The 12,683-nt window shown below is 56.4% G+C and carries 12 protein-coding genes; 7 read left to right on the top strand and 5 right to left on the bottom strand.

Annotation, left to right across the window (positions count from 1 at the left end; translation table 11 throughout):
• Positions 1–188: 188 nt before the first annotated feature.
• Entirely contained in the window at positions 189–2,339 is a 2,151-nt protein-coding gene (pnp, locus tag ACR0IU_RS09655; protein WP_480716093.1) for a polyribonucleotide nucleotidyltransferase, read from the top strand.
• A gap of 121 nt (positions 2,340–2,460) precedes the next feature.
• Here the strand turns inward: pnp and ACR0IU_RS09650 are convergent, their stop codons facing one another.
• A complete protein-coding gene (locus ACR0IU_RS09650; protein WP_480716092.1) occupies positions 2,461–3,906 on the bottom strand; it encodes a pyridoxal phosphate-dependent decarboxylase family protein in 1,446 nt (481 codons plus the stop codon).
• Positions 3,907–4,181: 275 nt separating this feature from the next.
• Between ACR0IU_RS09650 and ACR0IU_RS09645 the strand changes: the two genes are divergently transcribed.
• Entirely contained in the window at positions 4,182–5,177 is a 996-nt protein-coding gene (locus tag ACR0IU_RS09645) for a Hint domain-containing protein (RefSeq protein ID WP_480716091.1), read from the top strand.
• A gap of 39 nt (positions 5,178–5,216) precedes the next feature.
• Here the strand turns inward: ACR0IU_RS09645 and ACR0IU_RS09640 are convergent, their stop codons facing one another.
• Positions 5,217–5,867, bottom strand: a complete 651-nt coding sequence (locus ACR0IU_RS09640) for a peroxiredoxin (protein WP_480716090.1) — start codon at positions 5,865–5,867, stop codon at positions 5,217–5,219.
• Positions 5,868–6,085: 218 nt separating this feature from the next.
• Here ACR0IU_RS09640 and ACR0IU_RS09635 point away from each other — a divergent pair, with 218 nt between their 5' ends.
• From ACR0IU_RS09635 to ACR0IU_RS09625, 3 genes are all read left to right on the top strand, one after another.
• Positions 6,086–7,525, top strand: coding sequence for an aldehyde dehydrogenase family protein (locus ACR0IU_RS09635; RefSeq protein ID WP_480716089.1), 1,440 nt, complete (start codon positions 6,086–6,088; stop codon positions 7,523–7,525).
• Positions 7,526–7,656: 131 nt separating this feature from the next.
• Positions 7,657–8,199, top strand: a complete 543-nt coding sequence (gene sigZ / locus ACR0IU_RS09630) for an RNA polymerase sigma factor SigZ (RefSeq protein ID WP_480716088.1) — start codon at positions 7,657–7,659, stop codon at positions 8,197–8,199.
• Positions 8,200–8,263: 64 nt separating this feature from the next.
• Positions 8,264–8,974, top strand: a complete 711-nt coding sequence (locus tag ACR0IU_RS09625; protein WP_480716087.1) for a glutathione S-transferase family protein — start codon at positions 8,264–8,266, stop codon at positions 8,972–8,974.
• 45 nt (positions 8,975–9,019) lie between these two features.
• Here ACR0IU_RS09625 and ACR0IU_RS09620 read toward each other — a convergent pair whose 3' ends face one another.
• Positions 9,020–9,454 (bottom strand): glyoxalase superfamily protein, encoded by a 435-nt coding sequence (locus ACR0IU_RS09620; RefSeq protein WP_480716086.1) that lies wholly within the window; start codon positions 9,452–9,454, stop codon positions 9,020–9,022.
• 176 nt (positions 9,455–9,630) lie between these two features.
• Complete coding sequence (locus ACR0IU_RS09615; RefSeq protein WP_480716085.1) at positions 9,631–10,482, bottom strand: methylated-DNA--[protein]-cysteine S-methyltransferase; 852 nt, start codon at positions 10,480–10,482, stop codon at positions 9,631–9,633.
• 118 nt (positions 10,483–10,600) lie between these two features.
• Between ACR0IU_RS09615 and nth the strand changes: the two genes are divergently transcribed.
• Entirely contained in the window at positions 10,601–11,245 is a 645-nt protein-coding gene (gene nth, locus ACR0IU_RS09610) for an endonuclease III (RefSeq protein WP_480716084.1), read from the top strand.
• Positions 11,242–12,231: an adenosine kinase gene (locus ACR0IU_RS09605; RefSeq protein WP_010438587.1), complete on the top strand. Its 990-nt coding sequence runs from the start codon at positions 11,242–11,244 to the stop codon at positions 12,229–12,231. Before nth ends, ACR0IU_RS09605 begins: the two co-directional genes overlap by 4 nt.
• 13 nt (positions 12,232–12,244) lie before the next feature.
• On the opposite strand, the gene ACR0IU_RS09600 is transcribed toward ACR0IU_RS09605, so the two are convergent.
• Positions 12,245–12,634 (bottom strand): MerR family transcriptional regulator, encoded by a 390-nt coding sequence (locus tag ACR0IU_RS09600; RefSeq protein WP_010438583.1) that lies wholly within the window; start codon positions 12,632–12,634, stop codon positions 12,245–12,247.
• Between the last annotated feature and the right edge of the window lie 49 nt (positions 12,635–12,683).

Raw genomic sequence — 12,683 nt, 5'->3', positions numbered from 1 at the left:
GCAAACCCCTGCCCCTCAAAAACTCCCGACTTTCCAAAGCTTGCAAACTGATGTATGGGCCAGTCATCTGAGACGTTGTGCCCTGACCCCGGCACTCGAACGGAAGATAAATGGGGTCGGCGGCAATGGGGCCGCCACGCAAACCGGAGACCCGCAGGGGCGGGAGTGCTCCGTTCTAGGATACGCATATGTTTGATGTAACGAAGAAATCTATGCAGTGGGGCGAAGAGACGCTCACACTGGAAACCGGCAAGGTTGCCCGTCAGGCTGACGGCAGCGTGATCGCCACGCTGGGCGAAACCAGCGTCATGGCGAACGTGACCTTTGCGCGGGCTCAAAAACCGGGTCAGGACTTTTTCCCGCTGACCGTACACTACCAAGAGAAATACTATGCCGCCGGTAAGGTTCCGGGTGGCTTTTTCAAGCGCGAGGCGCGCCCGACCGAGAAAGAGACGCTGACTGCGCGACTCATCGACCGTCCGATCCGTCCGCTGTTCGTCGACGGCTTCAAAAACGAAGTTCTGGTGATGTGCACCGTGCTGTCCCACGATCTGGTCAACGATCCCGACATCGTTGCGATGATCGCGGCATCCGCTGCCCTGACCATTTCCGGTGCGCCGTTCATGGGCCCGATCGCCGGTGCTCGCGTTGGCTTCGAGGATGGCGAATACGTTCTGAACCCGACCGTCGATGACATGCAGGACCTGCGCCTGAACCCCGAGCAGCGTCTGGATCTGGTTGTTGCCGGCACCAAAGACGCCGTGATGATGGTGGAATCAGAAGCGTACGAACTGTCCGAGGCAGAGATGCTGGGCGCGGTGAACTTTGCGCACGCGCAAATCCAGCCGGTGATCGACCTGATCATTTCGCTGGCCGAAGAAACCGCAAAAGAGCCGTTCGACTTCGAAGCGCCGGATTACTCGGAGCTGTATGCTGCCGTTAAGGCCGCCGGTGAAGAGCAGATGCGCGCCGCGTTCGCGATCACCGACAAGCAAGAGCGCACCGCCGCTGTTGCCGCTGCACGTGAAGCAATCAAGGAAGCGCTGACCGAAGAGCAGCTGGAAGACGGCAACCTCGGCTCCGCAATGAAGAAGCTGGAAGCTGGCATTCTGCGCGGCGACGTCGTCAAGGGCGGCAAGCGGATCGACGGTCGTTCGACCACCGATATCCGTTCGATCGTTGCAGAAACCTCGATGCTGCCGCGGACCCACGGTTCCGCTCTGTTCACCCGCGGTGAAACACAGGCGCTTGCCGTGACCACTCTGGGCACCGGTGACGATGAGCAGTTCATCGACGCGCTGCATGGCAACTTCAAGTCGAACTTCCTGCTGCACTACAACTTCCCTCCGTATTCGGTTGGTGAAGTTGGCCGCGTAGGTGGACCGGGCCGTCGTGAGATCGGCCACGGCAAGCTGGCATGGCGCGCCCTGCAGGCGGTTCTGCCTGCGGCAACCGACTTCCCCTACACGATCCGCATCGTGTCGGAGATCACCGAATCCAACGGCTCGTCCTCGATGGCGTCGGTCTGCGGCGGTTCGCTGTCGATGATGGATGCGGGTGTACCGCTGAAAGCACCGGTTGCCGGTGTGGCCATGGGTCTGATCCTGGAAGATGACGGCGAGTACGCAATCCTGTCGGACATTCTGGGTGACGAAGACCACCTGGGCGACATGGACTTCAAGGTTGCGGGTACCGAAAACGGCATCACCTCGCTGCAGATGGACATCAAGGTTGCGGGCATCACGCCCGAGATCATGGAGAAAGCCCTGGCGCAAGCCAAGGACGGCCGGATGCACATTCTGGGTGAGATGGGCAAAGCCCTATCTGAGACCAACGAATTCTCGGTCCACGCCCCGCGCATCGAGACCATGAACATCCCAACCGACAAGATCCGCGAAGTGATTGGTTCGGGCGGTAAAGTCATCCGCGAAATCGTCGAGGTTTCGGGTGCCAAAGTCGACATCAATGACGACGGCGTCATCAAGATCGCGTCGCCCGATGGTGAATCGATCAAGAAGGCCTATGAGATGATCCACTCGATCGTTGCTGAGCCGGAAGAAGGTCAGATCTACACCGGTAAAGTGGTCAAGATCGTCGATTTCGGTGCCTTCGTGAACTTCTTTGGCAAGCGCGACGGTCTGGTCCACGTGTCCCAGATCGAAAACCGCCGCCTGAACCATCCGTCGGATGTTCTGAAGGAAGGACAGGAAGTGAAGGTTAAGCTGCTTGGCTTTGATGATCGCGGCAAGGTGCGCCTGTCGATGAAAGTCGTCGATCAGGAAACCGGCGAAGAGATCGTTCCCGAGAAGAAAGAAAAGAAAGAGGAAAGCGCAGAGTAATCTGCCTTTACTGTCTGGATGCGAGAGACCCCGGTTCAGGCCGGGGTCTTTTTGTCTTTATGGTCCGCATAAACCGAAGCAAGTACTGCCCGCTTCGGACCTATGTGTTGGCGCGGAGCTCTCATTCCAAATCCGCTCCGATTTGCAGAACAATGTCGAGGAAAAGCTCCAGATCCTGCCGCCGCGTGCGGTGATTGTTGATCGCCACGCGCAAGCAATGCTTCCCGTCCAGGGTGGTATCAGAGGGAACCGCGATGCCGGATTCCTGAACCCGTAACATGATTTCTGTGTTGATTTCCCTTAGCCGATCTTCATCCGCGATCCCATTGGTATAGCGAAAGCACACGATGTTCAGATCCACGGGCGCGACGAGTTCAAGCCGCTGGTCGGCACTCACCAATTGCTGCAGATATCGCGCCTGTTCGATGTTCTGATCGATCAGACGGCCAAACTTTTCGACCCCGTTCTCTTTCAGTGACATCCAGATCTTGAGTGCTTTGAACCCACGGCTAAGCTCAAAACTATAGTCGGCCAAAAACTTGCCAGCGATCAGCCCGCGTTCCTGAATTTGCAGATAGTCGCCGTGCATCTCAAACGTATCGAAATGGCGCTTTGCGTCCCGGACCAGTACGCAGCCAGCTTCGAAAGGGGTGTGCAGCCATTTATGCGGGTCCAAGGCGATGGAGTCGGCCAACTCTATTCCATCAACCAAATGTTTGTTGGCGGGCGCCAGGCGCAGGAAAGCTCCAATACAGCCGTCAACATGGAACCACATCCCTTCGCGACGACAGATTTCCGCAACTGCAGTGAGATCATCCATTGCACCGGTATTCGTCGTCCCTGCCGTCGCGATCACGCAGGCCGGTTTGATGCCATTGGCCCGGTCTGCTGCGATGGCCTTTTCCAACGCAGGGATGCGCATTCGATTGTGGTCATCGCTTGCAACCTCTGTCAGCGACTTTGCGCCATGGCCCATCGTCTCGAGTGCTTTCTGATGGCAGCTATGTACTTGGTCTGAAGAGTAAAACCTGAGGGGTTGCGGCATGCCCAATATGCCTTCGGCGCGAACGTCAACGCCGGCAAGTGCGTTTCGCGCCACATTCAGAGCCACCATATTGGCCATCGAGCCACCGCTGGTCAGAGTTCCACTAGCGTCCTCGGGAAAGCCCATCAATTCCTTGAACCAGTCAACCACCTGATTGTCGATCATCGCCGCAGCCGTGTTGCCGCCACCAAGGTTCGAACCGTCAACCGCGGCAATAAAATCGCCCAGTGCACCGGTGAAATTGGACGAACCCATATACCATCCCCAGAACCGTGGATGGATGTTGCCCATGGAATACGGGAACAGGTTTTCGCGCAGGTCGGCATAGACGGCATCAAGCGGCTGCGGCGTCATGGGTGCAGGCGATTTGAAGAAGTTTCGAACCGTATCCGGCATTTCCTGCCAGACATGCCGATCACGGACCTGGGACAAATGCCCGATCGCATCGTCAACCATCTGATGTGCAAGATTGCGCGATAGGGTCCAGTCTTCCGGATCCAGAGATTCTTCAAAATTGCCCATGTCAAAACCCCCAAGTGTTCAAAAGCCGCAAGTGTGGGGTGCACATGATACTTAGTCAATCTGCCTTGGATTCTGATCCTGATTTGGCCGGTCAATAAAGCTGTGAGACCCTATGCGCGCTTCATTAGAAAGGGGACACCCACGGGGCCTCGGGTTCCGCTCACACCGTCCTTAGCCGCACTCAGGTGCTGGTTCGGTAAACCAATTCTTAACACTTATAAGTTGAGTTAGCTCAAAGTTAAGAAATATATCGATATCCGGGAAATCGCTCCGCTTTGGCCTCGATCACCATCTATGAAATCAGCGGCGACCCGTTTGGCAATCCAAGCGTGACCATCACCGAAGGGTATCAGGTCGAAATCACCGATGATGACGGCCTTCTTGAGGATCCGGATGGAAACGGCGGCCAGCAGTTTAACACCAGTACGCTTCCTAACCTGGACAACTCGGGCAACCTCCAGATTTTCGAAGGTTACACGGCAACTGTAAGCGGGGCGCCAGTTACCTATACGCTGATTAATTTTTCAGGGACGCAATACATCGTCGTGACCTCTGGCGATGTTGAAGTCGGGGATGTTCTGACAGGCAACACGCTGGCGCAGAACCCCGCGCCGCCGGTGGCCTATGACAGCCTGCCTAGCTTTGTCTGCTTCACATCGGGGTCCTACATCCTAACTCCGTCCGGTCGCCGTTTGATTGAAGAGATCAAAGTCGGGGATCAGGTGATCGTCGCGGATGGCACCAGCCCGGCCGTGCGCTGGGTGGGCAGGCGGTGGCTGAGCGAGGCGGATCTGCATCAGACCCCAAAGCATTGTCCGATCCGGATCAGCGCAGGCAGTCTTGGACCGCAAACGCCGTCACGAGATCTGCTGCTGTCGCCGCAGCATCGGGTGGTCGTTTCGTCGCCGGCAATGGAACTTCATCATAGTCACTCGATGATGCTGGCGACTGCTAAATCTCTGGTCAACGGTAAGACCATCAATCAGCTGCCGCCGGAAGGAGGTGTCGAGTATATTCACATCCTGTTCGACCAGCATGAGTTGGTGAATGTTGAAGGGTTGTGGTCGGAATCATTTTATCCCGGCGACCATACACTCGACGTGATGAGTCTGGCGGTGAAGGAAGAACTGTTCGATCTGTTTCCCGAACTGCAGTCGGGTGCACGCGGCTATGGTGATACCGTGTTGCCGGTGCTGAGATCATTCGAAGTGCAGATTTTGCGCTCGGGTTTGTGCGCCCCTTCCGGGACCACACCAGCATTTTTGCATTGAAAGAAGCAGGGGGCTTTTGCCCCCTGCCCGTCTATCCGTTTAGGACGGCGCTTTGGTCTTACGCAGATAAGGGAAGATCGTCTCGAACTCGCCGAACTTTTCTTTCGCCTCATCATTCGATACCGCAGGCGGGATGATCACATCCTCACCCGGCACCCAGTTGGCGGGAGTTGCCACGCCCCTGGCGCTCATTTGCAGCCCGTCCAGTGCACGCAGGATTTCCGCAAAGTTCCGGCCCACGGTCATTGGGTAGGTCATCGACAGCTTCAATTGTTTGTCCGGACCAATGATAAAGACCGAACGTACGGTGGCACTGTCGGCAGGCGTACGACCGTCGGGCAGATACGCTTCTGCCGGCAGCATGTCGAAGGCTTTGGACACGGCCAGCCCATCATCAGCAATGATCGGGAAGCCGGGGTTGGCGTTGCCATATGCTTCAATGTCTTTCTTCCACTTCTTGTGGTCTTCGACACCATCGACCGACACACCCATCACCTTGGTGTTCCGCGCCGCCCATTCATCGTTCAGCTGCGCAACGGCCGAAAACTCGGTCGTGCAGACGGGGGTGAAATCCTTGGGATGCGAGAACAGGATTGCCCAGCTGTCGCCGATCCAGTCATGGAATTGGACGGTACCTTGATCCGTTTCTGCTGTGAAATTCGGGACGGTGTCGTTGATACGCAAACCCATTGGAAAACTCCTCTACTGTAGAAAATCGTGAGTCGGTTGCTGCCAATCTAATCACTTACCGCAAAGGTTAAACCATTCATGTTGCCCTGTCAGGAAATTCGGTAGATACATAATTTGATCAAATTATGATTCTCACTTGCCTTGCACCAAGTCAGGTGACAAAGTGCACATGAAAACCGACCGGACGGTCGATTTATTTTTGCTCCGGAGGATGAGCCATGATCGAAAAGCGCGAGTTCTATATCGACGGCAAATGGGTTGCCCCATCAGAACCAATTGATTTCAAAGTCATCGACCCCTCGACCGAAGAGCCCTGCGCGGTGATCTCGCTGGGATCTGAGGCCGACACGAATGCGGCGGTCGCTGCGGCCAAAGCCGCCCTGCCCGGCTGGATGGCCACCCCAGTCGAAGAGCGCATCGCTTTGGTTGAAAAGCTGGTCGACATCTATGCTACGCGTTCGGAGGATCTGGCGCAGGCGATGTCCATGGAAATGGGTGCGCCGATTGACATGGCGCGTACCCAGCAATCCGGTGCGGGCATCTATCACCTGAAAAACTTTATCCGCGCCGCCAAGGCGTTTCAGTTCGAACGTCCGCTGGGTGATCACGCGCCGAATGACCGGATCATCTATGAGGCGGTAGGTGTAGCCGCCCTGATCACGCCCTGGAATTGGCCGATGAATCAGGTCACGCTCAAGGTGGGCGCCGCCGCGATTGCGGGCTGCACGATGGTGATAAAACCCTCGGAACAGAGCCCGCTGAACGCGATGATTTTTGCCGAGATGATGGATGAAGCTGGCTTTCCAGCAGGCGTCTTCAATCTGGTGAACGGCGATGGTGTCGGCGTCGGCTCGCAGCTATCGGGGCATCCAGATGTGGATATGGTCAGCTTCACCGGCTCGACGCGCGCAGGTACTGCGATTTCCAAAAACGCCGCCGATACCTTGAAAAAGGTACATCTGGAACTGGGTGGCAAAGGCGCAAATGTGGTCTTTGCGGATGCCGATGAAAAGGCCGTCAAACGCGGCGTGCTGCACATGATGAACAACACCGGCCAAAGCTGCAACGCGCCCAGCCGGATGCTGGTGCAGCGTCCGATCTATGACCAGGCGGTTGAGACCGCCGCCGAGGTGGCCAACAAAATTACCGTGGGCAGCGCCGCTGAAGAAGGTCGCCATATTGGGCCGGTGGTGAATGAGGTTCAGTGGACCAAGATTCAGGACCTGATCCAGAAGGGTATCGACGAAGGGGCGCGCCTGGTTGCTGGCGGCACCGGACGGCCCGATGGATTGAACAAGGGCTATTATGTGCGCCCCACTGTATTTGCTGATGCCAACAACCAGATGACAATCGCCCGCGAAGAAATCTTTGGCCCCGTCCTGACCATGATCCCGTTTGATACCGAGGATGAGGCCATCGAGATCGCCAATGACACGCCTTATGGGCTAACCAATTATGTGCAGACCCAAGATGGCGACCGCGCCAATCGAATGGCCCGCGTGCTGCGATCCGGCATGGTTGAGATGAATGGCCAGTCTCGCAGTGCAGGGTCACCGTTTGGAGGCATGAAGCAATCCGGGAACGGACGCGAAGGCGGCGTGTGGGGGTTGGAAGACTTCCTCGAAGTGAAGGCAGTAGGCGGCTGGGCTGCGGAGTAAGCATCCATAACAATTGACTTTGGGGGAGTGCGCTTCGCAGGCGCGCTCCGCTTTCATTTGGATACGCATCCCAGCGTCTCGGAACTGGCCAAACTTGAAAAAAGCCTTCTGGGTGACCATACCTGCCAGTTATGCAAATAGAAGAAATCTGGCCAAACTACCGCGCACGTATCAAGGCGTTCCTGCATTCCAAGGTGGCAAACCCGGCGGATGTAGACGACCTTTTGCAGGAAATCTCGATCAAGGTTTTCACAGGGCTGCCGACACTCAGCGACCCTTCCAAATTGCAATCCTGGCTGTTCCAGACTGCTGACCGCACAATCATCGATTTCTACAGAAAAAACGCGCGGGCAAAGACCGTTGATCCTGAAGATCTTTGGTATTCCAGTGACAATCCGGGCATCCGTCAGGAACTGGAAAATTGCGTCGAGCCATTTATCCGCGGCTTGCCCGCCGAGACGGCAAAGTTGCTTATGGACATCGACATCAATGGCGTGTCCCAAAAAGAATATGCCAAGGCTCACGGACTATCTTATTCGACATTGAAATCCAGAGTTCAAAAGGGTCGCGACGACCTGCGTAAAGCATTTGACGATTGCTGTAACTGGACCATCGATACACGCGGAAATATCGCGGAATATCATTTAAAATCTGATAACTGCAAAAAATGTTGAGCCAATCTTCGTCTTTTTGATGCGGGCGCCGTCTTACAGGTGAACGTATCAAAAGGATAAAACGATGATCAAAATTATCAGCTTCAAAATCTGCCCGTTCGTGCAGCGTGTCACCGCGATGCTGGAAGCAAAAAACGTAGCCTATGACGTGGAATACATCAGCCTAAGCGACAAACCGGACTGGTTTTTGGAAATTTCACCGACGGGCCAAGTGCCTGTCCTGTTAACCGAGAACGGTACCGCGCTGTTCGAATCCGACGCGATCGTAGAATATATCGACGATGTCACCGCGCCATTGCAGGCAAACATTTCGCCCGAGCAACGCGCAGTTAATCGCGCTTGGAGCTATCAGGCGACGAAACACTATCTAGTCCAATGCGGTACGATGCAGAGCGCCGACAAGGCGACGCTGGATGATCGCATCCTCAAACTGGATGCGTCATTCGCCAGGATTGAGAAACAACTGGGCGAGGGCTCATTTTTTGCCGGCGAAGAACTCGGCAATGTTGATATCGCCTGGCTGCCGCTGCTGCACCGCGCGGCTATTGTCGAAAAACACAGCGGTTATGACATGCTGGCGGGTTATACCAAGGTGAAGGCATGGCAGCAGGCTGTGCTGCAAACGGGAATTCCGGCGAAATCCGTACCCGCGGATTTCGATCAGAAGTTCTCGGATTTTTATTTGGCCGAACGCACATGGCTTGGGCGAGGCGCAAACCTGAATGAAGCACCCAGCGCGCCCGCAAAATCAACCGGGAGCGGGTGCTGCGAATAGAATAGAAATGCTCCTGCCCTGCAAACGCCGGGCAGGAGCTCGCCATCAAACCGGTCGAATGGTCAGTTGAGGCTCTCCATTCGAGGTGTGCCGGGTGGATCGACCATCCCAGCCAATCTCGCCGGTGACACGCTGCCGATAAGCCGAAAAACTATCGAACTGTACCACATCTACAGGCGCGCCGAACTGCAGGGTCACCCGCCAATGTGATCCATCACTCAAAATTGTCAGGCCACGGATTTCCGCAGTAAAGGGCTGACCCAAATATCGGCCCTCAACCCGGTCACCAACGCGTAGTTGCATTCGATTACCGGCCATCGAATGCAATGTATTCCAGTCGCGGGCACCATGCTGATTCGCCAGCAGTTCCAAGGCCTCGCTATGCGATAGTTTCACCCCGCTATCCTGCAAACGTTTGCGCAGGCGCTTAGCCTGCTCTTTCAGCTCCGCAATCGGAGCGATGTATTGAGTATGTGTCATGATCTGCCTCGTTTCCTTGAACGGGCGCGAAATCTGGACGGGGCTCGCATTGCCATCCGCGCGCCTGGAAAGGGCAACAGATGCTATTCAACCGGGTTTCACCAAAGCCAAAGGCTGCGAACGGCGGGGGACCCGAACCTGCCGCGCCTTTTGGCAGCCTCGGATCGACCTGTCAATCAGGCGTCTGCCTGCGCCGCCTCAAAGGCCAGCATGGCGCGTTTGACCGGCAGTCCCCAGTGGTAACCACCCAGACCGCCCGATTTGCGCAAAGCACGGTGACACGGGATCAGCCAGCTGACCGGGTTCCGGCCCACCGCCGTGCCCACCGCACGCACCGCTTGTGGCGAGCCAACCCGCTGCGCGATTTCTGAATAGGTAGTGACCTGTCCAGATGGGATATGCATCAACGCCTCCCACACTTTGATCTGCAGCGGCGAGCCAATCAGATAGAGCGGGGTCGGCTGCAAGCGGTCACTTTCCGCGCCAAAGGCACTAAGAACCCACGGGCGCAAACGCATCGGGTCTTCGACGAACTCCGCCAGTGGCCAGCGCGACAGCATGTCTTCCATCGCCTCTTCTTCACCTGTTTCAGCGCCAAAGGCGATGCCGCAGATCCCCTTGTCGGTCCCCATGACCAGAGCCGGGCCAAATGGGCTTTCAAACCAACCCCAATAGATCGTCAGACCCGCGCCTTTACGCGCGTATTCGCCGGGGCTCATGGATTCCCATTTCAGGAACAGATCGTGTAACCGCCCGCTACCGGATAATCCGACGTTATGCGCGGTCTCTAGCGTGGTAAAACGTTCGCGCAGCAGTGCCTTGGCATGGCCCAAAGTCAGGTATTGCTGGTATCGCTTGGGCGACACCCCAGTCCAGCGCGAGAACAGGCGCTGGAAATGCGCTGGGCTCATATCCATTTGGCGCGCGAGATCTTCGAGGCTCAGGGTTTCTCCACCCTGATCGATCAACTCGATCGCACGCCGCATGACGTTGTAGTGATATCCGCTTTCCGAGTTCTGGATGTTCATGGGTCTCACCTCATTCGCTTGTGTAAATCATAGCGTGCAGGTCACGCCCCCGCGACCCGGAACATGCGCAATGGCTTTGGGCTTGTGTCAGAGGCCTGCGGGCGGCATTAAGGCCGGAATGGCAAAACAGCTTGGATATCACAGGATCCGCGAGATCTTTACCCGGTTTCAGGACGCTGATCCTGAGCCCAAGGGCGAACTGGATCATGTCAACGTCTACACACTGGTTGTAGCCGTGGCACTTTCGGCACAGGCAACCGATGCCGGGGTCAACAAGGCTACCCGCGACTTGTTCAAGATCGCCGATACCCCGCAAAAGATGCTGGATCTGGGCGAGGAGGGTCTGATCGAACATATCAAGACCATCGGTCTGTTCCGTCAGAAAGCCAAGAATGTGATCAAGCTGAGCCGCATTCTGGTCAAGGACTATGGAGGCGAGGTGCCGAACTCCCGCGCCGCGCTGCAATCGCTGCCGGGTGTGGGGCGCAAGACCGCTAATGTCGTACTGAACATGTGGTGGCGGTATCCGGCGCAGGCAGTAGACACGCACATCTTCCGCGTTGGCAACCGCACCGGCATCTGTCCAGGCAAGAATGTGGACGCGGTTGAGCGCGCTATCGAAGATAACATCCCGACCGATTTCCAGTTGCATGCGCATCACTGGCTGATCCTGCATGGCCGCTATCACTGCAAGGCACGCAAACCGCAGTGCCCGACCTGTATCATCCGCGATCTCTGCGAATTTGAGGACAAGACTCTATGAAGACCTACCAACTGACGGGCATCGGAAACGCCGTTGTAGACGTGATTTCCCAGGCGGATGACAGTTTCCTTGAGCTGATGGGTATCGAAAAGGGCATCATGCAGCTGATCGAGCAGGAACGCGGCGAAGTGCTGTACGCCTCGATGGAAGGTCGGGTGCAGACACCGGGCGGTTCGGTTGCAAATACCATCGCCGGGGCGGGTGCATTGGGCCTGGATTCCGCTTTCATCGGACGCGTACATGATGACGCACTGGGCCGGTTCTATGCGGATGCGATGAACGAAGATGGGGTTGATTTCGTGAACCCGCCGGTGCCGGGTGGAGAGCTGCCAACCTCGCGCTCGATGATCTTTGTCTCGCCGGATGGTGAGCGGTCGATGAATACTTATCTGGGTATCTCCTCTGAACTGTCTTCTGAGGATGTCTCGGAAGATGTCGCAGGCAACAGCCAAATCATGTTCCTCGAAGGCTATTTGTTCGACAAGGAAAAGGGCAAGGCGGCGTTTTTGGAAGCTGCGCGCAACTGCCACAAGGGCGGTGGTAAGGCAGGCATCGCCATTTCCGATCCGTTCTGTGTTGAACGGCACCGGGTCGACTTCCTGCTGCTGATCGAGAATGAGCTGGATTTCGTGATCGGCAATGAGGCCGAGATCAAATCGCTATTCGAAACCGACGATCTGGAAGAGGCGTTGGCCAAGACAGCCGAGATTTGCCCTCTGGTCGTCTGCACCCGGTCTGGCGACGGGGTGACCGTATTGAACGGCGACGCGCGAATCGACGTACCGGTCGAAAAGGTTATCCCGGTGGACGCGACCGGCGCAGGCGATCAGTTTGCTGCCGGGTTCCTGTACGGTATGGCCACAGGCCGCGATTACGAGACCTGCGCGCGGATCGGCAATGTCTGCGCCCGGGAGGTGATCAGCCATATCGGGCCAAGGCCGGAGGCAAACATGCTTGAGTTGTTGCGGGGGAAAGGGCTGCTTTGAGCCCAAAGTTACACTAGTCGGTGCGCAGTTTTGAGAGCATCGGGCAAGAGACATTCCCGCTGTCGCAGTTGGCTGTGAGTTCGTTCAGCGCCGCTTCCAATCGCTTCAGTTCGTTTATCTTTTCCCGCACATTGAAGATATGAAGCTCAGCCAGCTCTTTTACGGATCGGCAATCCTCTCCGTCGCCTTCGGACAGGCTGAGAAGCGTTTTTGTATCGGCTAGTGGAAAGCCCAAATCACGGCATTTCTTCAGGAAACGAAGCCTTCCAACATCGTGCGCGGAGTACATCCGCCGGTTATTAGGTGCCCGTTCTGGTTTGGGCACGATCCCTTCGCGTTCGTAGTAGCGGATCGTTTCAATGCCGACACCGCTTTGCCGGGATGCTTCCCCAATCGCAAACATGTGAGTTTTCCCGTCTTGATCCTGTAGCGTCTACAGAAGTTATACAAGC

The sequence above is a fragment of the Ruegeria sp. CL5 genome (assembly GCF_056536485.1).
The sequence above is the reverse complement of the archived record's forward strand: the minus strand, read 5'-3'. Positions and strand labels throughout refer to the sequence as shown.

What these genes read in the sequence shown, in the direction of transcription:
- ACR0IU_RS09635 (WP_480716089.1), top strand. Translation starts at nt 6,086, where the DNA reads ATGATCGAAAAGCGCGAGTTCTATATCGACGGCAAATGGGTTGCCCCA.
- ACR0IU_RS09650 (WP_480716092.1), bottom strand. Translation starts at nt 3,906, where the DNA reads ATGGGCAATTTTGAAGAATCTCTGGATCCGGAAGACTGGACCCTATCG.
- ACR0IU_RS09615 (WP_480716085.1), bottom strand. Translation starts at nt 10,482, where the DNA reads ATGAACATCCAGAACTCGGAAAGCGGATATCACTACAACGTCATGCGG.
- sigZ (WP_480716088.1), top strand. Translation starts at nt 7,657, where the DNA reads ATGCAAATAGAAGAAATCTGGCCAAACTACCGCGCACGTATCAAGGCG.
- ACR0IU_RS09605 (WP_010438587.1), top strand. Translation starts at nt 11,242, where the DNA reads ATGAAGACCTACCAACTGACGGGCATCGGAAACGCCGTTGTAGACGTG.
- ACR0IU_RS09620 (WP_480716086.1), bottom strand. Translation starts at nt 9,454, where the DNA reads ATGACACATACTCAATACATCGCTCCGATTGCGGAGCTGAAAGAGCAG.
- ACR0IU_RS09600 (WP_010438583.1), bottom strand. Translation starts at nt 12,634, where the DNA reads ATGTTTGCGATTGGGGAAGCATCCCGGCAAAGCGGTGTCGGCATTGAA.
- ACR0IU_RS09640 (WP_480716090.1), bottom strand. Translation starts at nt 5,867, where the DNA reads ATGGGTTTGCGTATCAACGACACCGTCCCGAATTTCACAGCAGAAACG.
- ACR0IU_RS09625 (WP_480716087.1), top strand. Translation starts at nt 8,264, where the DNA reads ATGATCAAAATTATCAGCTTCAAAATCTGCCCGTTCGTGCAGCGTGTC.
- pnp (WP_480716093.1), top strand. Translation starts at nt 189, where the DNA reads ATGTTTGATGTAACGAAGAAATCTATGCAGTGGGGCGAAGAGACGCTC.
- nth (WP_480716084.1), top strand. Translation starts at nt 10,601, where the DNA reads ATGGCAAAACAGCTTGGATATCACAGGATCCGCGAGATCTTTACCCGG.